The organism is Alteromonas sp. MTD1 (assembly GCF_042848195.1).
Taxonomy (GTDB): domain Bacteria; phylum Pseudomonadota; class Gammaproteobacteria; order Enterobacterales; family Alteromonadaceae; genus Alteromonas.
This window is the reverse complement of sequence record NZ_BTGG01000009.1, coordinates 133,667-158,915: the sequence shown is the minus strand read 5'-3', so window position 1 is coordinate 158,915 and position 25,249 is coordinate 133,667. Positions and strand designations below refer to the sequence as shown.

Here is a 25,249-nt window from a genome sequence, read left to right as displayed (position 1 = left end):
ATTAGTTAAAATAATTCGATAGTTTCGAAAATGCCGCTTTGTAGCGGCATTTTTGTATGGCGCCTAGCGTAATATTAGTTCGTTTGAGTGCATAAGAATGGAGTTCATTTAAGAAATTAAAGTAGATAATTATCTACTGTTAGTCTAATTTTTACACAGGCGTGAAGTGTCGTCTTTCTTTATTACAGGGAAGAGGTAATGAAACTATGAATTCACTAAAGCACATTTTCGCCGCTTGCTTGTTGTTCACTTACCAAGAAATGGCAAATGCTGAAAGCTTCGAAGTTGTTGCAATTGAATATCCGCCTTTCACGACGATTACTGAACAGGCTGGCGGTATTGCTTTTGAGCTATTAGAAAATAGACAAGCAGCTAAAAACCTTGCGTTGAAACCCTTATTTTTACCGCCAGCCCGCGCTGCGCGATATTTACGAGAAAATGAGTGGTGCAGCACCTTCTATCCTCCGCCAGAAAATGACGATTTCATTAAGTATCAGCTGTCTGAAAAAAATGTGCATGTAGGTTTATTGCGTTTAAAGCAAACCGATGACTTTACGTGGACGTCACTGACGCAGCTTAAAGGACAGAGTGCAGCAATATTACGTACAAGTGTCGACTCAGAGTTTACACAGCGTTTTACTGATGCTGGAATTGAAGTAACGTTTGCCGAATCTCCCCAGGCGATTATCATAATGGTGCTGTTATCAAGAGTGGATTTTGGGTTAGCGGATTCATGGTCGTTCGAAAGGCTTGAATCTGAAAGCAAAGCCAAATTACAGTTTTCAAAAACATCACTTGTTGAGCTACCAGTTACGTTGTACGTGCACAACCGATGTGTTGACAGAATTAATATAGATGCGTAATAGGGGATTAGATTATTTCATATTTTCGGCGGCGTCTTGTTGCTCCAGCGCTTTTTTTGCTGCCTTCCACTGCTCTAGTTTTTCAAAATAGGCATCCCAAACACACGGGCAGCATGAGCCACCACCACAACAGTCATCTTTAAGCGGTTTCTCTGGCTCTTCTGGCAAGTTTGGCGCGTTTTCTACCACTTTTTATTCTCAGTATTCTTATTACTACTCGATATAGTAAATCTGTTGTTTTCGCTATTCAAATAAGCGATGTAAATCTTCTTCATACACTGTCATGTTTAGTGGTACAGATGTTCCTATTGCACTTTTTATCACGAATTCATACTATCAAATTTATCACCTCTTTATGGATATACATGTAAAAGGACATTAAATGAAAATATTATCTCTAATAGCTTTACTGATTCTTTCTAACGCGGTGTTTGCACAACAAATGGCAGTTACCGATACCGGCGAAACGGTTTTTCTGTTTAAAGACGGTACCTGGGCATACGAGTCGGAAAGCGACATTAATATGGTTATTGAAACCAATGACATGCCTTTTGAAAAAAATGACGATGCAACGTTTAAAGTCAAAAGTAAGGTGAATAACACCAGCGTGTTTATTAATCCGAAAGATTGGAAGTTTGCAAAATCAACGAATAATCCAGATGCAGAATACGAGTTTACCTATCAGCACGGTGATTTGTACGCAATGTCGATTACCGAAGAAATTCAAATTGAGCTAGAGCAACTTGCAGATCTTGCGTTATTAAACCTGCGAGCCTTTGCGCCAAATGCAAAAATTGTGAATCAAGAGTTCCGCACAGTAAATGGCGAGCGTGTTTTACACATGGAATTTCAAGGTACTGGCAACGGCATTAATTTTAGCTACGTTGGCTACTATTATTCCAACGAGATGGGCTCTACCCAGTTAGTTGTGTACACATCGACCAGCCTTGTTCCTAAATACCGAAGTGCTATTGAAGGTCTGCTTAATGGGTTAACTGCGAACAATGCCTAACGCACAAGATTTAAGGCTATTAACAAACGCTTGTAATAAACGCTCGTAATAAAAGTATTCAGCCACAAAAAAGCCCCTTTAAAGAGGGGCTTTTGCGTTTTCAGTCCACACCAAAATACGTTGTGTGCCAGTTAATTGAGATGGTCTGCACGATTATTAAATGATGGTGTGCTAAGCACTACTTTAAATGTCGCTGTTTTCAATTGCTCCGCTGTCTTTAGCCGCGCTTTTGGCAGTAGTAGACGGCTCAGCTACATTTACCGGCTTTGGCGTTACCTTATTTGGCGCAGCACTAAGTAGCTCACTATTGCCTGTCACCAAGTCTTCTAACGTGCCGTTTTCAGCATCAACTAAGCCAACTTCACGCAGCATAGCGTCAATTAATGGTGCGTTGGCACGGTAGCCAAGGGCTGCTTGTGTTACTTGATCGGCTAACCCTGCACCGGCTACTGCGTCACTGCGTGAACCAGCAACACCGCCATTTTGGCCATAGCCCTGTAGTATTTTAATGCCTTCAATGTTTTCAATAGGTTTAACGGCTTGCGCGACTAACTCTGGCAATACTTTCAGCATCGCAAGGGCTTTTTGTAGCTCAATTTGTTCGTTCTTCAGCGTATTTTCAGCTTCGTGTAGCGCCTGTTTACCTTGAGCTTCTACTGCCAATACTTTTTCGTCAGCATCTGCTTGCAGTATTTTTGCATTCGCAGACGCTTTTGCTTCTGTCAGTATGGCTGCAGCTGAATTTTCTGCCGCCTCTTTCTTCGCTTGCGCTTCAACGGTTATACCTACAGCTTCACGCTCAGCTTCTTTACGTGCATCAATAACTTCAATTTGTTTGCTACGTTCAGCTGCCGCGACAGACTTTGCTGTTAATACTGCTTCTTCTTTTTCTACTTTCTGTTTTTCAGCTTCTGCCGCTTTGGCTCTCGCTGCACTTTCTTCTTCTGACTTCACAGCTACCGCTATTTGCTTCACCTGCTCAGACACTTCAATTTCTTGTTGCTGACGAATACGCGCTTGCTCTAATGCTTGGCGCTTCGCAATTTCTTGGGTTTCAATTTCACGTGACTTTTCAATCTCAGCCGCTTCAATTGCTCGCTCTTTCGCAATTTGTGCTTCGCGCTCTTCACGTTCTTTCGTTTCGCGTTGTTTAGCAATCTCTGCTTTTTGTTCTTGTCGTTTAAACGCCAGCACTTGCTCTTGCGTTAATCGCGCTTCTTCTTCATCGCGTTTTACTTCAAGAGACTGTTTTTCTGCAGCGAGGTTACGCTGTTCAATAAGAATGCGGTTTTCTTGCTCGATGTCGTTTGTTTCTTTGCGCTTTTCTTCAATAATCTTTGCTAAACGAGCACGGCCTTCCGCGTCGAATGCATTATTTTCATTAAAGAATTGAAGGTCGGTTTGGTCGAAGCCTGTTAAGCTGACTGACTCTAGTTCTAAGCCATTCTTTTCTAGGTCATTAGCCACGCTTTGCTGTACTTTTTGAACAAAGTCGGCACGTTGCTCATGCATTTCCGTCATGGTCATTTCAGCAGCTACAGCACGAAGTACGTCAACAAACTTCGATTCCATTAACTTTTTCACTTCTTCGGCGCGAGTCGTGCGTGTACCAAGGGTTTGCGCTGCCATAGAAATGCCGTTAGCGTTTGGTGCAACGCGCAGATAAAAGTCGGCTTTTACATCTACACGCATTCTGTCTTTAGTGATAAGGGCATCTTTTTGAATCTTTTCAACTTCAATGCGAAGGGTATTCATGTTGACCGGAATAACTTCATGCACTACTGGCAGTACAAGTGCGCCGCCATCTTTAATCACTTTCTCACCACCTAATCCGGTTCGAACGAAGGCGGTTTCTTTGGTTGCCCTGGTATAAAGCTTCGCAAAAATAAGACCTATTACAAGAAGGCCTACAACAATGGCACCGGCAATAAAGAGTATCGACGGCAAGCTAGACGTTTGAATTGTATCCATACTTTTTCTCTTTTAATTAAAGGTAGCGGCTTGCTAACCAGCTGTGTTCATTTTTCTGCACTAAAATAACGCGCTCTCCTTGAGCAAAGCGTTCTTCATCTTCAAAAGGTTCAACTAATACAAAGTGGGGTTGGGCGTAGTTATCGGTAAATTTAGCTTCTGCTGGGTTGCCTCGCGACGCGCGGCCTATGGTAATTTCTGCTACCGAACCTACGAATTCGTCGGCGCTAACGGCGCTAGATTCTACCGACGGAATTATGCGCGCTATAAATACAACGGTTTTTGCGCTTAGCAATAAGCCGCCTACAAATGCTACAGGCACAGAAACAAATGGTGGGAGCGCAGTTGATATCACTGCGGTACTAAGCGAGTTAGCAATAAATCCAACAGCACCGAATGTGGTTAAAAAAACAACCAGCCACACTAAAAAAGGAACGCGGTTCAGGTTCATCCAGCTGGCTAATTCAGAGCTTAGAATACTACTAGAATCAATATCGCTAATTTCGTCGCCAATGCCAATTAATGAAACACCAAATAGCATGCCCGCAAGCTCCATTACCAATACAAGAAATACGGCACTTAGCGCGATACTAAACCAAAAGTTAGAGGGGGAAAGAAAGAGGTCTGTCATTTACACCGTCCATGATGAGTAACATTTTTATAACGTTATACCACAGACTAAAATTTAAAACAGTGAAAGCACTGGAACTTTAGTATATAAATGTAAATGAGCGTATTAGACTATTTAAAAGCGTGCTGGGTAAGCGTTACTTCATTTGGTGTGACTTTTAACACGCTGCCTTGGTCGTACCAATCGCCTAATACAATGCGTGATGCCGGTTTGCCATTAGCGGTTAAAGAATGAATGTTAGGTCTGTGAGTATGACCATGGATCATGCGCTGTACTCCCCATTTTTCCATTACTTTCACAACTTCCTCTGGCGTTACATCCATAATTTCAGGCTTTAAGTTTTGCTGGTTCGCTTTACTTTTTTCGCGCCCATTTTCTGCCACACGCTGTCGATACCAAAGCGGTAGTGCCAGCATAAGCCTTGGCCACCACCACCCACGAGACTTCTTACGGAATTTTTGATAAGCCACGTCTTTGGTACAAAGTTCGTCGCCATGAGTTAACAGTGTGGGTGTGCCGTATAAATCAATGACTTCTTGTTCATTAAGCAGCGTCATTCCCGCTTTTTTTAACCAGGTTTCGCGTATAGCGAAGTCGCGATTACCGTGAATAAAATAAACAGGGCAATGTGTGCTTACTTGTTTAAAAGCCTTTGCAATGGCGGTATTAAAGGGCGTTATATTGTCGTCGCCAATCCATACTTCGAATAAGTCACCTAACACATATAGTGCGTCTGCATTTATGGCGTCTTCATTTAAAAAGCGCATTAGGCAGTCGGTTATGTCTGGGCGTTCATCACTTAAATGAAGGTCGGCAATAAAATAGGTAAACGACATATAACGTATTAAACACTCGTAGTAGATTAAAAAGCCGCATCGAATGACGCGGCTTTACGCAGAATCAACGCAGACTTATGCAGAAACGGTTGCAGATTCAATGATTACAGGCTCAACCGGCACATCTTGGTGATAACCGTGATTGCCAGTTTTAACTGCTTTAATCTTTTCAACTACGTCCATGCCTTCAACTACCTTACCAAATGCGCAGTAGCCCCAACCATTCACGTTCTTAGCAGAGTGATTTAGGAAGTCGTTATTGTTTACGTTAATGAAAAACTGTGCTGTAGCAGAATGTGGGTCTTGGGTACGCGCCATAGCAATAGTGCCAGCTTCGTTTGCAACGCCGTTGTCAGCTTCGTTTTCAATAGGATCTTTAGTATCTTTCTGTTCCATGTCAGGAGTGAAGCCACCACCTTGGATCATAAAGTTGTTAATAACACGGTGAAAGATAGTATTATCGAAAAAACCGTCTTCTACATACGAGATAAAGTTAGCAACTGTTTTAGGCGCCTTGTCTTCAAATAGTTCAAGTTTGATGTCACCAAAGTTCGTTTTTAGTGTAACCATTGTGGTTTGTCCTGTGTAAATGTAAAAGTGTGAGCGTAATAGTATCGTAAAAACACCCGTTAATAGTAGTGCAAATGCGAGTTTAGCGATAAAAGCCTTCGTATTTGCAATACCATTTGAACAATGACGGTGCTACACTTTGCGACCCAAAAATACAGATACAGGAAACAGAAATATGCTACATCTTTACAACACCCGAACCCGTGAAAAAGCGAAGTTTGTTCCGCTTGAAGAAGGGAAAGTGGGTTTGTATGTGTGTGGTATCACTGTATACGACCTAAGCCATATGGGGCATGCACGCACGTATCTAAGCTTTGATGTGCTTGTACGTTACATGCGTCACCTGGGTTTAGAGGTAAAATACGTTCGCAATATCACCGATATTGACGACAAAATTATTGCTCGTGCTAATGAAAATGGCGAAAGCTTTGAAGCGTTAACAGCGCGCACTATTGGTATGATGCATGAAGACTTTGCTGCCATTAGCCTGCTTGAACCAGACGTAGAACCGACGGTTAGCGGGCATATGGATGAAATCATCGAGTTAATAGCGCGCTTAGTAGATAAAGGCTATGCCTATCAAGCAGCAAATGGCGATGTGTTATTCGACGTTAGCAAATACGACGACTACGGCAAGCTTAGCAAGCAAGATCTTGAACAATTGAAATCTGGTGCCCGCGTAGAAGTGGTTGCTGATAAAGACGACCCGTTGGACTTCGTATTATGGAAAACCACGAAGCCAGGTGAGCCAGCTTGGGCGTCACCTTGGGGAGAAGGCCGCCCGGGTTGGCACATTGAATGTTCAGCCATGAATCATAAGCATTTAGGCGCGCACTTCGATATTCACGGTGGTGGTTCTGATTTAACTTTCCCACACCATGAAAATGAAATTGCTCAGTCATGTTGCGCTTACGACACACCGTATGTAAATGTGTGGATGCACGCTGGAATGGTGCAGGTAAACGACGAGAAAATGTCGAAGTCGCTAGGTAACTTCTTTACGCTTCGCGACGTGCTAAAAGAACATGATTCAGAAACACTACGTTTCTTTTTAATGTCGGCACATTACCGCAGCCAGTTAAGCTACTCACAAGATAATATTACTCAGGCTAAAGCCGCGCTCGAACGTTTGTATACAGCACTTCGTGGTGTAACAGTCGATGAAAGCACTGACTTGTCACATGGTGGTTATTTGGCCCGTTTCGAATCAGCAATGAACGACGACTTAAACGTGCCTGAAGCATTTTCAGTGTTGTTTGATGTAGCTCGTGAGCTTAATCGTCAAAAAGACAATGCCGAAGAAGCGGGTAAGTTGGCCGCCGTACTTAAAGGTTTGGGTGCTATTTTAGGTATGTTGCAAAGCGACCCTGATGCTTACTTAAAAGGTGGCGAAGGTAACGATGATGAAGCGGCAGAAATTGAAGCGTTAATTAAACAGCGTAACGATGCACGTGCCGCAAAAGACTGGGCGGCAGCAGATGCTGCCAGAGACGCGCTTACTGCCAAAGGCGTAGTACTTGAAGACGGTCCTAACGGGACAACTTGGCGTAAAGCGTAAACCTTGATGTTACATAAATTAGAAAGCCCACGTTTGTGGGCTTTTTTTTGATTGTACAGTGCTAAAGATGTTAGCAAAGGTTGAAGGCCTAACCTTCAGGTCGGTCTGTTGGTATCGCAGACTCTTTTTTCAATAGCTCCGATTTCCAGCGCTGCTGTGAAACGTGGGCTTTTACCAGCTCAATACACTCGTTCACCACGTTTAATACTTCTTTATCTAGTGCGTCAGCCGAAGGAGTGTAATCGTGAAGCCCAACCGAAATAAAGTGATCGATACGATCTGAGTCTAAATCGTTAAGCAAGTTCACCAGCGATTTGGTAACAATGTCGGTTACCGATGCTTCAAGGGTGTTTTCAATCGTCTTTCCGATAACAGGCAGGTAATTCAATGTAGACACTTGCGCGTTTTCACGCACTGCCTTGCCCACACTTTTACGAACGTGCTCGCGAATAACCTCTCCGTGCTCGTCACTATTTAATGACTGACCTAAGTGATTAATCACGCCCGCAAGCCACTGTGTAATTACTGGGCGTCTGGGTGCTAATACCTGCTCATTAATATCGTCTAGTAACGGCGAGCCTGCCGAAATGTCTTTCTGCGCATCGCTTAATACTTTTACTACAATTCTATCGCTTAGTTCTTCAACAAAAACGTCGGCGTAAAAAGCAAAGAATCGAAATATGGCGGTTTCATTCAAATTGATAATCTTGTATTTGTGCAAACGGTGCAAAATAGACAGTATACGTAAAAAGCGAAATAGCCTTGTTGGACCTGTTGGTATTAGCCCAACAATGTCGTACCAATGAAGGAAGGGAAAAAAGTACCATCTAAGATGCTCTTTTCTTACTACCGCTACAATCCAGCGAAAGCAAAATTCAGTGAAGAAAATACCAATAAAGACGAGGTCGACCAGAAGAAAGTTATTGTGAACAGGGTCATAGGTGTCGATAAGAGCAGGGAAGTGGGCATCCAGCTGCCCATAGATAAAATCAGTTGCGTACAGCGAATCGAAAATTAGCCATGCAAGGTTTATAAACAACACACCCAGCATAACCAAATCTAGCACAAGCCACGGTGTTTCGTGGCTGTTGCGCAAGTTCTCTCGATTCACTCTTAGCATATCCGTATCCCAATTAGTCGATAACTTGTACGCCAGTCTTGATGCGTTTAACCCGACTCGCTAAGTCGCGTTACGTCAACATAAAGCTTAAGTTTTTGACCCGGCTGTAGGTAGCGTTTTGTGTTTAACGCATTCCATTTGCTGATGTCGCTTACCTTCACGTTAAACTTGCTGGCAATTCTAGACAATGAATCGCCGTTTCTAACGGTATAGGTTAAACGCTTGGTCACGCCGGCATCAGATTTACCTTCTTGCCATATTACCAAGGTTTTACCTAGGCGTAAGGTATCGCCCGGTGCCATGCCGTTCCATTTTGCCAACTGCTTAGTATTTACCTTATATTTACGCGCAATATCCCAAAGCGTATCACCTGACTGCACAGTGTGGCGTATTTTCTGTTTCGACGAGCGATTGCTTTGTAGGCTTGCAAGGCGCTGCTCTTGTGATAAAGAGTAGCTGTTCAATTCTTGCAATGCCACTGGCACCATAATGGCCTGGCCAACGCGTATCATCGAGCCATCTAATTCATTTACCTGCTTAATCACTTTAACGGTGGTGTGATATTGCTGTGCAATTTTACTAAGGCTGTCACCAGACTTAACGGTATGACGCACCCAATTTAAGCGCTCTTTTTTGTCGATATTTGCCAGCGCACTAGCGAACGAATCCGCTTTATCAATTGGAAGTACGAGTCGGTGTGGACCGTCGGGCGATGTTGCCCAGCGATTAAAACCAGGGTTTAGGCCGTGCAGTTCTTTTAAACTTATGCCTGCAAGGTCGGCAGCAAACGCAAGATCTACCTGAGAGCCAGTGTCTACCACATCAATAACCGGCACGTTTTCCACTTCAGGCCACTTGAATGCGTACTCATCTTTATGCTTTAGAATGTCAGCCAGTGCCAAAAGTTTAGGCACATAAGCACGTGTTTCTTTTGGTAAATTTAAACTGAAGAAGTCGGTTGGTTTACCAGCGCGCTTGTTAGCCTTTATAGCGCGCATCACTCGTCCTTCGCCGCTGTTATACGCTGCTAATGCGTGAAGCCAGTTACCGTCGAACATTTTATTAAGGTAAGTCAGGTAATCTAACGCACCTTGTGTTGAGGCAATAACGTCACGGCGTCCGTCATACCACCATGTCTGATCCATACCAAAGCGTTTACCCGTGCCCGGAATAAACTGCCACATACCTGCGGCGCGACCATGCGAATATGCAAACGGATCGAAGGCGCTTTCTACAATAGGTAACAGCACTAATTCCATCGGCATATCGCGTTTTTCAATTTCTTCAGCGATATAAAAGAGGAAAGGTTTCGCGCGTTTTACAACGCGAGACATGTATTCAGGGTGTTTTAAATACCATCTACGCTGTGTGTTTACGCGATCAACGTCTGGAATGTCTAGCTGGAATTTTGCGCTTGCACGTTCCCATACATCGGTTATCACGATTTCTGGTTGTGCTTCTGGCGCATCTACACCTTGTGCAGTTTCTTCTAGCAGGTCGTCATTAGGGTGAACAACTTCAATTACCCCATCGCGTGCTAGCTTACAATCGGCGATAGCCTCTTCGCTTTCATGAAGTTCAGAGCAAGCTTGTAACGCTGGTGGCTCATTATCTACTGTGCCTGTTAATCGTGCATCGGTGTTGTTGGTATCAGTTAATTGACAACCTGAAAGGCCTATCGCCAACAGCAAAGGCGATAGCGGAAAAAACTTCAACTGCATTTATGAAGAAACCTCGTAAAGCACTGCAAACCCGTCATTTTACGTGAAGTAGCCTGCTTTTGCATCAAAACTCATCTTTCCAGCGACGAACAGCAGCAAATACTGCTATGTCATCATTTAATGATTGTTCACTGAATGCTTCGGCAGAGGTTTTAACAGAAAGTTCATGTGAACGTAAAAAGGGGTTAATTGCTTTTTGTTGGCCTAGCGTGGTGGGCAGCGTTGGTTCGTCAGCCGCGCGCTTGGTATCAACCCAGTCACTATATTGCTGTAAAGCGGCATTGTTTGGCTCTACCGCGAGTGCAAAGTTTACGTTGGCCCTTGTATATTCATGGGTGCAATAAATTTGCGTGTCTTCGGGCAGTCGCTTCAGCTTGTTTAGCGAATGATGCATTTGCTCAGGTGAGCCTTCAAATAGTCGCCCACAACCAGCAGAAAATAGAGTATCACCACAAAACACTAAGCCATGGCCTAAAAAAGCGATGTGATCAAGCGTGTGACCTGGTACTTCCATTACGTGTAGCGACATTGATAGCAGCGGCAGCGCTACCGCATCGCCTTGCGATACCGACTTGGTAATGCCGCGAATATGCCCGCCGCGTGGACCAATTATGGGTAAATCGGGAAGTGCTGATGCTAGCTTCGCAATACCGCCAGTGTGATCTCTGTGGTGATGAGTGATAAGCACCGCTGAAAGGCTTAAGTTGTTTTTCTTTAAATAAGCAAGCACTGGCTCGGCGTCGCCAGGGTCAACAACTACGGCATGCTTTTCGTTATGTACACACCAAATGTAATTGTCGGTAAACGCCGGAATAGGGTAGATAGACACACCAGAAGGTAAGGTATTCGCTGCCATGTTTTGCCTGCTTGTGTAGGTGAAATTATGCGTTACTATAGGAGCTTGTTACTAACAGAGCAACCAAAGAGCGTGCTTCAGTGATAATGAAATCGGCGTTTAAAGCAAAGCCTCTACGTTACCCTGAAAGCTGGGGCGACTTTCCAGCAGGTGAGCATATACAACACGCTATATCGGAGGTGTGTAACGATTTTGCTGAACGCATTTTTGGTTATCACTTTGCCAAAATTGGTGCGCTTAGTTCCTGCATTTCACTAAATAATAGCCCAATAAGGCATCACATAAACTACACACCGCAGTTACTTACTCAATCACACCAGCAACCTCTTAATAAAAAAGACAGTGAAAGTTATGTAGTGGGTCATTCTCATTGCCTACCGTTTTCTGAAAACAGCATCGACGGCTTTGTACTGGCAAACGAGCTTGATTTTGCTCAAGATCCACATGAAATACTGCGCGAAGTTGACCGTGTAATAACACAGAACGGGTACGTTATTATCAGTGGTTTTAACCCGCTTAGCTTAGCCGGTATTGCTAAATATTTGCCGGTAAAACGAGACAACGTGCTGCACGATGCTCGCTTTTTTACCAGCTACAGAATTAAAGACTGGCTGCAGCTTTTGGGTTTTGAAATTGTTGAGCAACGACAAGTTCTGTTTTCAACGTTGTTTTTTCAGCAAAAGTGGAAAGGTGCAGCAAAGCTTCAACATTACTTATCTTCCTATTTGCCATGGTGTAGTGCGGTTTACGTCATTCTAGCTAAAAAGCGCGTTATTCCTATGACCGCCATTAAGCCGAAAAAGAAGTTAAAACCTCAGTTTTCTGCTGTAGGTGCAAGTGCTAGAGCGTCGTCAGCCAGCAGGCTAGCAAGCAAATAAAGTGCTGGCGGGAAAGTAAGATTTTATTGAAGTAATAAAGCGCTAATGAAGTAACGAACTTTGTTTTTGGCGCTTAAACAAAAAAGCCATGAAAGGGCTGAATAGCGCCTGTTGATGGCTTTCTAGTTTAGGGTAGGTTTGAGCCCAGGTTTATACCTGGTTCACGCGTTATTTAACGCGCATACCTGGTTTTGCACCTTCGTGTGGCTCAAGGATATACAGCTCATCGCCACCAGGTCCCGCAGCTAATACCATGCCTTCACTCATGCCAAAGCGCATTTTACGCGGGGCAAGGTTAGCCACCATTACCGTGTGCTTACCAATAAGTGCTTCTGGAGCGTAGGCCGATTTAATGCCTGCAAATACCTGTTTGGTTTCGCCACCTAAATCCAGTTCTAAACGAAGCAGTTTGTCAGCTTTCTCAACGTGTTCCGCTTTGGCGATGCGTGCAATACGCAAGTCTACCTTAGCGAACTCATCAAACGAGATAGTGTCGCTAATCGGATCTTTAGCTAGTGGGCTGTCAGGGTCGATAGCCGGAGCTGCTGGCGCTAGGCTTTCTTTTGAATCTTCAACCATGGCGTCAATTTTCTCCATTTCTACACGTTGCATCATAGGTTTAAACTTGTTGATAGCGTGGCCTGTTAATAGGGTTTGCAGTGAATTCCAGTCGAACTTGTCGTTTAAGAATTCTTCTGCTTTTTCTGCAAGCACTGGTAGCACAGGCTTTAAGTAAATAACCAACAAACGGAACATGTTGATACCCAGCGAGCATACGTCGTGTGTAAACTGCTGCTTAGTCTCGTCTTTAATGGTTACCCAAGGTGCGTTGTTGTCGATAAACTGGTTTGCTTTATCAGCCAAAGCCATAATTTCACGCACGGCTTGGTGGTATTTACGCTTTTCAAACAGTGCAGCAATGCTTTCAGATGCGCTTTGGAACTCAGCAATAAGCTCTGGCTCAATCACGTTGTCAGACAATTTGCCATCGAAACGCTTAGTGATGAAGCTTGCACAGCGGCTAGCAATATTTACCACTTTACCTACTAGGTCTGAATTCACTTTTTGCGCGAAGTCAGTAAAGTTTAGGTCGATGTCAGTTACGCCATCGCCAAGCTTAGACGCAAAGTAATAACGCAGATATTCTGGGTTCAGGTGGTCTAGGTAAGTACGGCCTTTAATAAACGTGCCGCGCGACTTCGACATTTTTGCGCCATTTACCGTCACAAAGCCGTGAATGTTCACGCCAGTAGGCTTGCGGTAACCCGCACCTTCTAGCATGGCAGGCCAAAATAGACAGTGGAAGTAGGTAATGTCTTTACCAATGAAGTGGTATAGCTCTGCGTCTGAGTCGGCTTTCCAGAAGTCGTCAAACTCAAGGTTGTTTTGGTCGCAGAAGTTTTTGAAACTTGCCATGTAGCCAACCGGTGCATCTACCCACACGTAGAAGAACTTGTTTGGCGCACCTGGAATTTCAAAACCAAAATACGGCGCATCACGGCTGATATCCCACTGTTGAAGACCTTCGGTAAACCACTCTTGTAGCTTATTAGCCATTTCTTCTTGAAGGGCACCAGAGCGGATCCATTCTTTCAGCATGCCTTCAAATTTTGGCAAGTCGAAGAAGAAGTGCTCAGATTCACGTAATACAGGTGTAGCACCAGAAACAACACTGCGAGGGTTCTTAACCTCTGTTGGGCTGTATGTTGCGCCACATACGTCACAGCTGTCGCCGTTTTGATCTTCTGCGCCACAGCTTGGGCACGTACCCTTTACAAAACGATCCGGCAGGAACATTTCTTTTTCAGGGTCGAATAACTGGTTAATAGTGCGCTTGCTTATGTAACCTGCATTGTCTAAACGCGTGTAAATTTCTTCACACAACGCCTTGTTTTCTGGAGAATGGGTAACATAGTAGTTGTCGTAATCAACGTGGAAATCAACAAGGTCTTGGTGATGTTCAGCACGCGTCCTTGCCACCATTTCTTCTGGAGAAATACCAAGCTCTTGGGCTTTAAGCATTACCGGCGTACCGTGTGCATCGTCGGCACAAACACTGTAACATTCGTTTCCGCGAAGGCGCTGAAAACGAGTCCAGATGTCGGTTTGAATGTGTTCTAGCAAGTGGCCTAAATGAATAGAGCCATTTGCGTATGGCAACGCACTGGTTACCAGAATTCGGCGTTTTTCTGACATAATGACGTTATTGATTCTTTGCGTTTCAAAATGGCTGCAAATACTAGCGGAAAACCGCGTTTTTTGCATTACGTAATTCACACAAATCTAAACCTAGTAAGGCATTTTATGTTCTTTTCTCGCAAAGCCTCGCCTTTAACACAAAAAGTTGCTGCTATTTTGGCCAAGTACTTTTCATTAGACGCCGAAGATACCTTACCTTGGTGTACGTTCAGTGAGCCTGAGAATGAGAGCGCAGGGGTTACGGTAACGCTGCCATTTTGTATTGCCACACAGTTAGAAACGCTAAAACATGAAGTGATAAAACAGCTAAAAGGGTTTGATGAAACGCAACTTATATTCAAAACAAGCGTGGATAGTGGTGAAACAGAGGTAGCGCCAGTTACTAACGTGAAAAACATTATTGCGGTAGCGTCGGGCAAAGGTGGGGTAGGTAAGTCTACAACCACGGTAAACCTAGCCTTTGCGCTTATGCAAGAGGGCGCCAAAGTAGGTATTTTAGATGCCGATATTTATGGCCCGTCTATCCCCATTATGCTGGGTAACACCGATGCTCATCCATCGAGTGAAGACAACAAGCATATGCAGCCACTTGAAGCACACGGCATGGTCGCAAACTCCATTGGCTACTTGGTGTCGCAGGAAGATGCGGCGGTATGGCGCGGGCCAATGGCCAGCAGAGCGTTAAAGCAGTTATTAGATGAAACGCTGTGGCCGGTGCTGGACTACTTGATTGTAGATATGCCGCCTGGGACTGGCGATATTCAGCTTACCATGGCGCAGCAGGTGCCGTTAACGGCGTCAATTGTGGTTACCACGCCGCAAGACTTAGCGCTTGCCGATGCCCAAAAAGGTATTAGCATGTTTGAAAAAGTGAACGTGCCTGTATTGGGACTAGTTGAAAACATGAGTTACTACCAATGCCGAGCCTGCGGCACCAAAGACTATGTGTTCTCAAAAGATGGCGGCGAAGCATTAGCCGAGCGCCACGGTTTACCGCTTTTAGGGCAGTTGCCTTTAGATATTCATATTCGTGAGCATGGCGATGCCGGAACCCCATTACTTGTAGCCACGCCTGATAGCCCTTTAAGTGAAAGTTATAGAGAAGCAGCACGTGCGTTATCAATGCAACTAGCGCTAACAGTGCCGCCTAGAGAGTCTGGCGTGAAACATATTAAAGGCGACCCTATTGGTATTGTTGGAAAATAAATTGGCAATTATTTAATAAAAACCCATTAAATCCTTAAGCCGTACAGTTGATTGGCGCAGGCGACATACGCATAATAGCCGCCTAATTTAAAGAGGAATACACCATGCGTTTGTGCGACCGCGACATTTACCAATATCTACAAGACGGGAAAATTAAAATTGACCCATCGCCAAGCTACGATCAAATCAGCGGCGTGACAGTAGATATTCGCCTTGGTAATAAATTTCGCGTATTTGAAGACCATCAAGCGCCATTTATTGACTTAAGCGGCCCAAAAGCCCAGGTTCAAGAAGCGCTTGATCAAGTAATGAGCGATGAAATTGAACTTGAAGAAGGCAAAGCGTTCTTTTTACACCCAGGCGAACTTGCATTAGCAATTACTCATGAGTCGGTAACATTGCCAGATAACATTGTTGGTTGGTTAGACGGTCGCTCGTCTTTAGCGCGTTTGGGGTTAATGGTGCACGTAACGGCGCACCGAATTGATCCAGGTTGGTCAGGCAATATCGTGCTTGAATTCTACAATAGCGGAAAACTACCTTTAGCGCTTCGCCCGAAAATGAAAATTGGTGCGTTAAGCTTTGAAGTGCTGTCTGCACCTGCCGAAAAGCCCTATAACGCGCGCTTAGACGCTAAATATAAAGGGCAAGCTGGCGCAGTAGCAAGTCGTATTTCGTCAGACGACGAAAGCAAATAAAAAATAGGTAACTGACAGCTAATGCCAAAAACTCCGCCAACTGCTTCAGCCCCTCACAATACGGCAGGTAACAAAGCGACCAGCAAAAACCTCATTATATTGCTGGCGCTTATAGTAAGTGTGCTTAGTGGGGCAGGGTTGTGGTTTGCAGGTCAGCCTAGCGATATTTTTCTTACAGCGGCCATTACACTATTCGTTGCTGTTTTATGGGTAACAGAGGCTCTGCCCATTCCTGCTACATCAATGCTGCCTTTTGCGCTATTCCCGCTGTTTGGCGTGCTGTCGCACAGCCAAGCTGCGTCTTCTCTTGGTAGCCACGTAATCATTTTATTAATGGCTGCTTTTATGCTCTCAAAGGGACTAGAGCGCGCCAATTTACACAAACGTTTTGCTATCTATATGCTGCGTATTACCGGCAGTGGTAGCGCCCTAAAGTTAATCCTTGGTTTTATGCTTACCACTGCAGTACTAAGTATGTGGATTAGCAACACCGCCACCATATTAATGATGCTACCTATGGCCATTGCCATTATTAACGCAGTAGACAACCCTCGTTTCGGCATAGCGCTTATTTTGGGCATTGCCTATTCAGCCAGTTTAGGTGGTGTTGGCACGCCTATTGGCACACCACCGAATATTATTTTCATGAGTGTGTATGAAGAAACCTTAGGCAGTGAATACAGTTTTATAGAGTGGATGAAAACCGGTGTGCCTATTGTAATTCTGGGCGTGCCCATTATGGCGCTGTGGTTGGCGCGAGGGCTTAAACAGGTGGGCACAATTAACCTACCTGAGCCAGGCACATGGACTACCGCTGAAAAACGTGTGTTGATGATATTCGGCACTGTTGCCATGGCGTGGGTATTTCGCCCATTTTGGACCGCATGGATTGGTGTAAGCACCATAAGTGATAGCACTATTGCAGTAGCTGGCGTTGCCGCTATGTTTTTAACGAACAGCGGTAACGATAACGGCCAAACAGACGCCAAAGGCTATAGGGATAAACTGCTAGACTGGAAAACAGCCAACGATATTCCGTGGGGCATGTTGTTATTGTTTGCAGGTGGTATTTGTATTGCCAAGGCGTTTAGCGCCTCGGGCTTAAGCGTGTTAATGGGCACATGGTTAACGGGTTTGTCGACATTGCCGGTGTTACTTTTGGTGCTTGGTATTTGTTTGTTCGTGACGTTTTTAACCGAAATTACGTCTAATACCGCTACCTCTACTCTGCTGATGCCAATCTTGGCTGCTGCAGGTTTAGCCGTTGGTGTAGACCCCAAATTACTTATGATTCCAGCGGCAATTAGCGCTAGTTGCGCGTTTATGCTGCCCGTTGCAACCGCACCAAATGCCATTGCGTATTCTACAGACAAGTTTGATATTAAAACTATGGCGCGCGAGGGCATAGTGCTGAACGTACTGGTAGCAATGGTGGTTACGGGTGTGTGTTATCTAACGCTTGCGTGAAACTGGTTAGCAATTAGGCGCTTAACGGCGCTATTTGTTAAATGTCGTTGCAATGTGAATAAATATGAGTACTATAACTCGCTCTTTCGGTCGGTGTGTAGCGCAGCCTGGTAGCGCACTGTCATGGGGTGTCAGGGGTCGGAGGTTCAAATCCTCTCACACCGACCAACTTCTCTGCTTGATACTCCTACACTCAAACAATTACCTCTGAGTTCGTAACGTTTCCTCACAATTAAACCTCTAGCTGTAACTTAATTTTGTGATATAACGTCCCAAGAACATTGTTGTTTTACTTCCTCACTGGAGCTTGTAAATGGAATTAGAAACGTTACTAGACTACGTGTTTTCGTACCAAATCATTCTTCTTGTGCTGATTGTTATCGGCCTAAAATCTTCCATCAAATTTGTACCTCAGAACCGTGCGTATATTATCGAGCGCTTCGGTAAGTACAACACTACTCTTGAAGCTGGCTTAAACTTCATTGTGCCGTTTATCGATACGGTGTCTGCCGACCGCTCTTTGAAAGAACAAGCGGGTGATGTGCCTGAGCAATCCGCTATTACTAAAGACAACATTACGCTTTCTGTTGATGGTGTGCTGTATTTCAAGGTAGTAGACCCTTACAAAGCTACCTACGGTGTAGAAGACTACGTGTTTGCCGTAACTCAGTTAGCACAAACCACTATGCGTTCTGAACTAGGTAAAATGGAACTAGATAAAACCTTTGAAGAGCGTGACTTATTAAACACGAATATTGTGTCGGCACTTAATGAGGCTGCTGCGCCATGGGGTGTGCAGGTTTTGCGTTATGAACTGAAAGACATAAACCCGCCAAACTCAGTGCTAGATGCGATGGAACAGCAAATGAAAGCTGAGCGTTTAAAGCGTGCCCAAATTCTTGAATCGGAAGGCGACAGGCAAGCTGCTATTAACCGTGCTGAAGGTGATAAGCAAGCCATCGTACTTGCCGCTGAAGCAGACAGAGAACAGCAAATATTAAAAGCTGACGGTGAAGCGCAAGCCATTATTCGTGTAGCTAAAGCCGATGCAGAAGCTATTGAAACCGTTGGTAGGGCAGCTGCCACAGAAGAAGGCCAAAAAGCGGTGCAGTTAGATTTAGCGAAAGGCGCTATTTTGGCAAAAGAGAAAATAGCGAAAGAATCGTCTGTGGTGTTATTACCAGATGGCAGCACTGAAATTGGTAGTGTAGTGGCGCAGGCAATGACTATTGCCAATACCATTGGTAAGAAGGCGTAGCTATGGACAATATGCTAACTAATCTTCCACATTTTCTACTTGGCTTAGGCTTACTGTTTCTTATTCTTGAAGTAGTAATGGGCTTTACTACCATTTTGTTATTAACCCTTGGCGTTTCGATGATGATTGCATCGGGCTTGATGTACCTTGGTATTATTGACGAGTCTCTGTTGTCAGCATTTGTGGTTATTGCGGTACTAGACGCTGTGCTAACCCTTATCGTATGGCGTCCGCTTAAAATGCTTCAGCAAGACCGTGCGCCAAAAGAAGTGAAGTCTGACTGGATTGGTACTACGTTTGATGTTGAGTCGGATATCAGCCCAGAGCAGCCAGGAACAGCGCGTTTTTCAGGTGTAGCGTGGAAGGTGAAATCAAACGCTAATATCGCACAAGGGGCCACGGTTGAAGTGGTGCGTGTAGAAGTAGGGGTTTTACACGTAAAGCCAGTGCAATAGCCCCAATGTTCAAAGCAAAAGCGTTAAAGGAAATAAAGATAAAATAAAAAGCACCATTACGGTGCTTTTTTTACGCCTATACATGTGCTTCCGGAATGCGGGGCGTAGGCTTTCATGGCCGCCCTAATAACATCATAAGGTTCCCGTTCCAATAACTTTGCGTTTATTAATGTTGGGGAGATACAGGTTGCTATTAACCGCTTGTTACTTACCACTCACCATAGGCAATGTGATAGTCACTGACGTTCCTTCACCAGGCGCTGATGCTAGGTCAATGGTGCCGTTCAATTTTTGCGTTACCAAATTATAAAGTATGTTCATACCTAGCCCCGTGCCGCCTTTATCTCTTGCGGTGGTGTAAAATGGCTCAAAGACCTTCTTGTGTAAACTATCAGGAATACCTTTTCCGTTGTCAGTAACGTTAAGTTCAATCATATCGTTTTGCTTTACACACTTTACGCTAACTTTGTTTACTTCGTTGTTCGTATCCGAGAAAGCATGGCGCTGCGCATTAGATATTAGGTTTGTTAACAGTTGCGCCACAATACCTGGGCAAGCGGTTATGGTGATATCCGGCGCAACGTCGATATCTAGCGCAATCTGCTCTTTTTTCAGCATGGGTTTTAACGGGTTACATACACTGTGGATATATTCATCTAACACAAACTCTTCTATCTCAAGCGATGTTTGGTCGGCCGACGTGCGTTTAAAGTCTTGTACTAACTTTGCGGCACGCAACAAATTCGATTCAGCCAGATTAAGTCCTTCAGTACACACTTCATTGAATTCTTTGAATCCATCTTCCGATAGCTCTTCGTTCTCAAAGTCTTGATAAATGGTCTGTAACTCTTCTTTACAGCTGCTGACCGATGTTAATGCGATTCCCAGAGGTGTATTGACCTCGTGTGCTATACCTGCCACCAAGTTACCAAGCGCCGCCATTTTCTCTGACTCAACTAGCTTTTCCTGTGCGCCTTCCAACGTTTTAAGTGTTGCTTCAAGTTCGGCGGTACGCTCAAGCACTTTTTGCTCTAGCGTATGATTAGCTTCAACTAACTGTGCCTCATAGTCAGACCTTTCTTTTGCACTGACTGCACGCCCGTAAAGGTCGGCCAGCGTTGCCGCAAAAACGATTTCATCATCGTGCCATGTTCGGCCCTCGCCTTGGTGTTCACAGCAAATAATGCCAATCATTTTGCCTCTATGCCTTATTGGAACATCAAGCATAGAGCTGATATTTAATGGCGATAAGTAAACCTCTGCAAACTCAATAGTGGCAGGGTGAGTAAGGGCATCATGTGCCGCAATACTTCTCTCAGCGTCTAGTGCCGCAAAGTATTGTGGAAAGTCTGTTCTGCTTAGCACTAGGCTTTCATCATCAAGGTTGTTGCCTTTGTCGATTAAAAGCTTGCAGCGAATCGAAGACTGGGTGTCGTCGTACAACCAAATACCAGCACGTGTAATGTTTAAACCTTTACACACCGAGTTAATAATAAGCTCGGTAGCCACCGATAATTCACCGTTATCGATGTCAGGGCTTTGTCCAACGCTAAGTAATATAAGTTCAAGTGCTTCTTTCATTAATCTTCGTCCGGTGCTTGGGCGCGAATGTCTTGAATTTTATCGAAGTGTTCTAACATTACATGAGCAATGATGGGGTCGAATTGTGTACCGGCATTTTCCTGCAAATACGCTTTTACCTCTTCTTCACTCCATGCGGGTTTGTAACACCGTTTGGAAAGTAAGGCATCAACCACATCAACAATGGCCATAATTCTGCCCTCTACAGGGATATCATCACCTTTTAATCCTTCTGGATAACCCTTACCATCCCAGCGTTCATGGTGCGTTTTAGCTATAACAGCGCCCATTTTCGCCACAATGCGATTTGAGTCAGCCAGCAGTTCGTAGCCTTTTTGCGCGTGGGTTTTCATTATTTCCCATTCTTCAGGATCTAACTTGCCAGGCTTATGTAAAATCGTTTCGGGGATACTTATTTTTCCAACATCATGCAGCGCTGCCGCGTAGCGAATCGTCTCAATAAATTCCTCTGTCATATGCAGTTTTTCTGCTAAAAACTCAGTCATAAGGATAACGCGTTTTACGTGACCGCCGGTTTCTTTACTGCGCATTTCTATGGCGTCGCTTAACACCATAATTAACTCTTTCTGCGTTTCTTGGATATCTTCTTTCTGTGTTAAGTTCTGAAAAATAACCGAAACGTTCGATGCAAACATTTCCAGTGTTTTGCGTTTAACTACATCTAGGGGTTCGTTCAATTTAATATATAAGATGTTATGACCATCCTTGCCAGAGGGGTAATAACCAATGAACAACTCGTCCGACTGATAGTGCATTTTTGTCTCAAGCACTTTCTTTACGTCAGCCTCTATGTCGGGTGGTATCTCTTGCGAAATACCTGGCTGAAACAGACCAACTAAGTCCCCGCTAGCACCTAAAACGGTCATTTTCGTGTGGCCATAAAGGTCAGTGTGCTGCGTTGAAAGATAAAGCACAGAATTGTTCAGGTTTAGCAATGTTAGCGTTTGCTTTAAAACTGCAGAGCCAAACTGCGCAAGAGACTGACTTTCTAACACAGAAGAAGACGATTTTAATACCTCTTCCATACCGCGTTTACCAGCCTCTATGGTTTTGATATCGCGATACGAACGAATAGAAGAATACACACATGACTTGAGCTTTAGGGAAGATAACTCGGTTTTGGCTTTGTAGTCGTTGATATCATATTGTTTTATGACATCCTCTTCAGGTGCCTGCCCGGGCTGTCCCGTTCTTAATATCAATCGCGTACTGTAATTCTTTTGCGTATTTCTTACTTCGTCAATTAAACGCAGGCCCGCATCGTCGGTTTCCATGACCACGTCAACAAATGCAAGGGCTATGTCTCTGTGTTCTTCGAAAAGCGCAATGCCTTCTTTTGCACTATGTGCAGATAAGAATTCGAGGCCGCGATTTTCGAAGGTGAATTTACGTAAGGTAAGTTTGGTAACCTCGTGTACATCGGTTTCGTCATCAATAATGGCCACCTTCCATGGTTTTAGCTTTACGGTGTTAGACTTGCTTGAAGATTTTTTAAATATGGCCATACAACTTGTTGTTTTTGATCTGTGTGTAATAAACGTAATTCACAAATAACGATCCCGCAAATAAAGGAGTCGTGAATTTATACGAAATGCTAATGAGGCGAGTTGGAAATACTGCTCAGCGTATACAGATCTTGAAATAGATATATATCAGAAAAATCAATCCGTTTTGGAAGCTCCACACATTGCAACGCAACACACTGCTGTTTACTCTACGTTAACATTTCGATTTACGTTAACGAGCAATCAAACTATGAACTTTGCAGAATTTGCTGCGTCACGCAAAAGCGTGCGCGGGTTTACAAAGCAACCAGTTACCAAAGAAACCATAGACGCCATCATTAACGCCGCTAAATGGGCACCATCTTCTTACAATACGCAAACGTGGAAAGTTCACGTCGTTACTGGTGATGTGCTAGACAATATTCGCAAGGGAAACACCGAGAACACCTTGGCAGGTAAGCCACACGTTCGCGACTTTCCATACAAAGAGGACTATGAAGGTATTCATCGCCAGCGCCAAATCGATGTGGCGGTTCAACTGTTTGAAGTAATGGGAATTACGCGGGAAGATAAAGAAAAGCGAATGGATTGGATGATGCGAGGTTTTCGTCAGTTCGACGCGCCTGTTTCGCTTGTATTAACCTATGATAAATCGTTAGAACCTGCTGGAATTACGCAGTTTGGTTTGGGGGCGCTTGCCTATGGTATTGTGCTGGCAGCCTGGGATCTTGGGCTTGGCTGTGTAATAAACGGGCAGGGTATAATGCAGTCTGAAGTGGTGCACAAATGCGCCAACATACCTGATAATGAAGCCATCATGATTTGTATTGCGTTGGGGTACCCGGACTCAGATTTCCCAGCAAACGACGTGCGCTCAACACGGGCTGATAACGCCGAGTTTGTTACCTATCATGGCTTTTAATAGGTAAGTTCCGTTTGACTGGGTGTGTGCGAAGAAATAAGTGCCTCAATATCTTTTCGAGGCACAGGCTTACTCCAATGATAACCTTGACCTATATCGCATTCCATCGTAACCAGTTTTTGAAGTTGCGTAGCATCTTCAATGCCCTCAGCAACGGTTTTCATACCAATACTTTTAGCAATGTTGATAATGGCTGATACCAACGGCTCACCATCTTCATCGCTGTTGTTACCGCTATGAAGTTTTTCAATAAAAACACGATCTATTTTTAATTTCTCGGCTTTAAATTTTTGCAAGTAACTTAGGTTTGAATAGCCTGTACCAAAGTCGTCTATGGCAAAACGTACGCCTAAGTTTCTAATTGCCTCTAGCTGTTTTGAAATTCCTCGAGCAGATTCGGCGATAATGCTTTCGGTTAGCTCTAGCTCAAGATATTGCGGGTCTACTCCAGATTTTTCCAGTGCGTTAGCCACAGCGTGGGGCAGCGAGCCGTCTTTGAATTGGGCAAACGATAAATTAACCGCAATACTTATTTTAGGCATGCCTCGTCGCTGTAATTTAGCACAGAATAAACAAGCTTCTTCCAGTACCCATTCACCTAATTGCGTTATTAAACCACTGCTCTCGGCTAATGGTATGAATTTGTCGGGTAGTATCATGCCTCCATCTTTCTGAGGCCAGCGCAATAAAGCTTCGAGTGCACAGATAGCACCTGTCTTTAGGTCGATGAGGGGTTGGTAATATACTTCAAACTCATGGTTCTGTACTGCAGGGCGAAGCTTTTGAATTAAGGTAAACTTTTCGTCGCTCTCAACATCAAATGAGGCGTTGTAATACGTGTAGCCGTTTCTTCCGCTTCTTTTCGCTTCATACATCGCAACGTCTGCTTTGCGACAAAGTTGTTTGAATTGATTGCCGTCTTGAGGTGCTCGGGCAATGCCGATGGAACAAGAAACCACAATTTTAGTTTGCAATAACTCAAACTCGGTGGAGCACCACGAAATAATGTTGTCGCAAAGGGCGTTTAACTGTGCTTCAGAACGAATACCAGACGCAAGTACAATAAATTCATCGCCGCCAAAGCGAATAATGCGCTCGTTCTCTGTCATGTGGTCTGTCATAGTTTGCGCTAACTTTTGCAAGAAGCGGTCACCAGCTGCATGCCCTAAAGCATCATTAACAGGTTTGAAGTTGTCTAAATCAATAAACAATAAAGCAAGCTGCTTTCCGTCTTGCGTGCTTCCTGTCAGTAATTCTTTAAATAGTCGTTCGCCTAATACGCGGTTAGGTAAATTGGTGAGTGGATCGTGATGAGCTAGGTGCTGAATTTGCAGCCTGTTTTCTTCTACCTTGGCGTTTTCAGTTTGCAATGATGTCAATAAATGCCTGATATCTTGAACCAATACATAAACGGCAAAACCAATTACACAAAAAATTACCACAATGAATACAAGGTGAGACCAGCTAATATAGGGCGTATTTACCGAAAGGTGGTTCTCCAAAATAAGCCATGTCAGTGCGATACATTGAAGTATCACAAACGACAATATCCCTAAAAAAAGCCCTCTGCCGCCGAGGAGTGCGGCAAAAATAATAATTCCAGGGTAACCTAGCATAGCAAGGTCGAAAGTGCCGGCGCCAGTTGCCGACAAGGCAAAGAGCATTGTAGAAAGCGATATCAATAGTATATGGCTACTTGCTGTAGCGTGATGCCGACTTGCAAGCCATGCTGAACCAGCCATTGCCAAAAAGCCCATTGCGAAAATATGTAATGTAATTCCTCTGGCAAAAAAAAGGCAGGTAAACAGACCAAGCGCAGTTACTGCACTTATCTGTAAAACGCGTTTGCGCCGAAGGTGTGAAAGTCTAGCCTGATTGTCTTCAGATGATAATCGATGTTTTTGCTGCATTGTTTACCTAG

22 protein-coding genes and 1 tRNA gene are annotated in these 25,249 nt (G+C 44.2%); 11 read left to right on the top strand and 12 right to left on the bottom strand.

Annotation, left to right across the window (positions count from 1 at the left end):
- Positions 1-206 precede the first annotated feature (206 nt).
- Positions 207-863 carry a hypothetical protein gene (locus tag ACGHAV_RS13535; protein ID WP_390381640.1) on the top strand — a complete coding sequence of 219 codons (657 nt, stop codon included), beginning with the start codon at positions 207-209 and terminating at the stop codon, positions 861-863.
- A 12-nt stretch (positions 864-875) separates the two neighbouring features.
- On the opposite strand, the gene ACGHAV_RS13530 is transcribed toward ACGHAV_RS13535, so the two are convergent.
- Positions 876-1,052 carry an oxidoreductase-like domain-containing protein gene (locus ACGHAV_RS13530; RefSeq protein ID WP_390381638.1) on the bottom strand — a complete coding sequence of 59 codons (177 nt, stop codon included), beginning with the start codon at positions 1,050-1,052 and terminating at the stop codon, positions 876-878.
- Positions 1,053-1,245: 193 nt separating this feature from the next.
- On the opposite strand from ACGHAV_RS13530, the gene ACGHAV_RS13525 reads away from it, so the two are divergent.
- On the top strand, positions 1,246-1,875 hold the full coding sequence (locus tag ACGHAV_RS13525; protein WP_390381635.1) for a hypothetical protein: 630 nt from the start codon (positions 1,246-1,248) through the stop codon (positions 1,873-1,875).
- 183 nt (positions 1,876-2,058) lie between these two features.
- Here the strand turns inward: ACGHAV_RS13525 and ACGHAV_RS13520 are convergent, their stop codons facing one another.
- The 4 genes from ACGHAV_RS13520 to ACGHAV_RS13505 all read right to left on the bottom strand — a co-directional run bounded on the left by ACGHAV_RS13520 (position 2,059) and on the right by ACGHAV_RS13505 (position 5,883).
- The gene (locus ACGHAV_RS13520; protein ID WP_390381632.1) at positions 2,059-3,846 is read right to left on the bottom strand and encodes a flotillin family protein; all 1,788 of its coding nucleotides are present in this window, start codon (positions 3,844-3,846) and stop codon (positions 2,059-2,061) included.
- 16 nt (positions 3,847-3,862) lie between these two features.
- Positions 3,863-4,477 (bottom strand): OB-fold-containig protein, encoded by a 615-nt coding sequence (locus ACGHAV_RS13515; RefSeq protein WP_390381629.1) that lies wholly within the window; start codon positions 4,475-4,477, stop codon positions 3,863-3,865.
- Positions 4,478-4,587: 110 nt separating this feature from the next.
- On the bottom strand, positions 4,588-5,313 hold the full coding sequence (gene lpxH, locus ACGHAV_RS13510) for a UDP-2,3-diacylglucosamine diphosphatase (RefSeq protein WP_390381626.1): 726 nt from the start codon (positions 5,311-5,313) through the stop codon (positions 4,588-4,590).
- Between the two features lie 75 nt (positions 5,314-5,388).
- Positions 5,389-5,883 (bottom strand): peptidylprolyl isomerase, encoded by a 495-nt coding sequence (locus tag ACGHAV_RS13505; protein ID WP_334014856.1) that lies wholly within the window; start codon positions 5,881-5,883, stop codon positions 5,389-5,391.
- A gap of 175 nt (positions 5,884-6,058) precedes the next feature.
- On the opposite strand from ACGHAV_RS13505, the gene cysS reads away from it, so the two are divergent.
- Positions 6,059-7,441 carry a cysteine--tRNA ligase gene (gene cysS / locus ACGHAV_RS13500; RefSeq protein ID WP_390381623.1) on the top strand — a complete coding sequence of 461 codons (1,383 nt, stop codon included), beginning with the start codon at positions 6,059-6,061 and terminating at the stop codon, positions 7,439-7,441.
- A gap of 88 nt (positions 7,442-7,529) precedes the next feature.
- On the opposite strand, the gene ACGHAV_RS13495 is transcribed toward cysS, so the two are convergent.
- The 3 genes from ACGHAV_RS13495 to gloB all read right to left on the bottom strand — a co-directional run bounded on the left by ACGHAV_RS13495 (position 7,530) and on the right by gloB (position 11,138).
- On the bottom strand, positions 7,530-8,561 hold the full coding sequence (locus tag ACGHAV_RS13495) for an ion transporter (protein WP_390381620.1): 1,032 nt from the start codon (positions 8,559-8,561) through the stop codon (positions 7,530-7,532).
- Between the two features lie 47 nt (positions 8,562-8,608).
- Positions 8,609-10,282, bottom strand: coding sequence for a LysM peptidoglycan-binding domain-containing protein (locus ACGHAV_RS13490; protein ID WP_390381617.1), 1,674 nt, complete (start codon positions 10,280-10,282; stop codon positions 8,609-8,611).
- A gap of 64 nt (positions 10,283-10,346) precedes the next feature.
- A complete protein-coding gene (gene gloB, locus ACGHAV_RS13485) occupies positions 10,347-11,138 on the bottom strand; it encodes a hydroxyacylglutathione hydrolase (protein WP_390381614.1) in 792 nt (263 codons plus the stop codon).
- An 86-nt stretch (positions 11,139-11,224) separates the two neighbouring features.
- On the opposite strand from gloB, the gene ACGHAV_RS13480 reads away from it, so the two are divergent.
- Positions 11,225-12,016: a methyltransferase domain-containing protein gene (locus tag ACGHAV_RS13480; RefSeq protein ID WP_390381611.1), complete on the top strand. Its 792-nt coding sequence runs from the start codon at positions 11,225-11,227 to the stop codon at positions 12,014-12,016.
- A gap of 168 nt (positions 12,017-12,184) precedes the next feature.
- Here the strand turns inward: ACGHAV_RS13480 and metG are convergent, their stop codons facing one another.
- Positions 12,185-14,212: a methionine--tRNA ligase gene (gene metG, locus ACGHAV_RS13475; RefSeq protein ID WP_390381608.1), complete on the bottom strand. Its 2,028-nt coding sequence runs from the start codon at positions 14,210-14,212 to the stop codon at positions 12,185-12,187.
- Positions 14,213-14,320: 108 nt separating this feature from the next.
- Here metG and apbC point away from each other — a divergent pair, with 108 nt between their 5' ends.
- From apbC to ACGHAV_RS13445, 6 genes are all read left to right on the top strand, one after another.
- Positions 14,321-15,421, top strand: coding sequence for an iron-sulfur cluster carrier protein ApbC (apbC, locus tag ACGHAV_RS13470; protein ID WP_390381605.1), 1,101 nt, complete (start codon positions 14,321-14,323; stop codon positions 15,419-15,421).
- 104 nt (positions 15,422-15,525) lie between these two features.
- On the top strand, positions 15,526-16,119 hold the full coding sequence (gene dcd, locus ACGHAV_RS13465) for a dCTP deaminase (protein WP_334014864.1): 594 nt from the start codon (positions 15,526-15,528) through the stop codon (positions 16,117-16,119).
- 21 nt (positions 16,120-16,140) lie between these two features.
- A complete protein-coding gene (locus ACGHAV_RS13460; protein WP_390381602.1) occupies positions 16,141-17,586 on the top strand; it encodes an SLC13 family permease in 1,446 nt (481 codons plus the stop codon).
- 91 nt (positions 17,587-17,677) lie between these two features.
- A tRNA-Pro gene (locus ACGHAV_RS13455) sits at positions 17,678-17,754 on the top strand.
- Positions 17,755-17,899: 145 nt separating this feature from the next.
- Positions 17,900-18,844, top strand: coding sequence for an SPFH domain-containing protein (locus ACGHAV_RS13450; RefSeq protein WP_390381599.1), 945 nt, complete (start codon positions 17,900-17,902; stop codon positions 18,842-18,844).
- 2 nt (positions 18,845-18,846) lie between these two features.
- On the top strand, positions 18,847-19,299 hold the full coding sequence (locus ACGHAV_RS13445) for an NfeD family protein (RefSeq protein WP_390381597.1): 453 nt from the start codon (positions 18,847-18,849) through the stop codon (positions 19,297-19,299).
- 204 nt (positions 19,300-19,503) lie between these two features.
- Here ACGHAV_RS13445 and ACGHAV_RS13440 read toward each other — a convergent pair whose 3' ends face one another.
- Together ACGHAV_RS13440 and ACGHAV_RS13435 are read right to left on the bottom strand one after the other, a co-directional pair.
- Positions 19,504-20,880 carry a sensor histidine kinase gene (locus tag ACGHAV_RS13440; protein ID WP_390381594.1) on the bottom strand — a complete coding sequence of 459 codons (1,377 nt, stop codon included), beginning with the start codon at positions 20,878-20,880 and terminating at the stop codon, positions 19,504-19,506.
- Positions 20,880-22,406, bottom strand: a complete 1,527-nt coding sequence (locus ACGHAV_RS13435; RefSeq protein ID WP_390381591.1) for a DUF3369 domain-containing protein — start codon at positions 22,404-22,406, stop codon at positions 20,880-20,882. Before ACGHAV_RS13435 ends, ACGHAV_RS13440 begins: the two co-directional genes overlap by 1 nt.
- Before the next feature lie 250 nt (positions 22,407-22,656).
- On the opposite strand from ACGHAV_RS13435, the gene ACGHAV_RS13430 reads away from it, so the two are divergent.
- Entirely contained in the window at positions 22,657-23,328 is a 672-nt protein-coding gene (locus tag ACGHAV_RS13430; RefSeq protein WP_390381588.1) for a nitroreductase, read from the top strand.
- Here ACGHAV_RS13430 and ACGHAV_RS13425 read toward each other — a convergent pair.
- Complete coding sequence (locus ACGHAV_RS13425; protein WP_390381585.1) at positions 23,325-25,238, bottom strand: putative bifunctional diguanylate cyclase/phosphodiesterase; 1,914 nt, start codon at positions 25,236-25,238, stop codon at positions 23,325-23,327. The two genes, ACGHAV_RS13430 and ACGHAV_RS13425, sit on opposite strands and share 4 nt — an antisense overlap.
- Between the last annotated feature and the right edge of the window lie 11 nt (positions 25,239-25,249).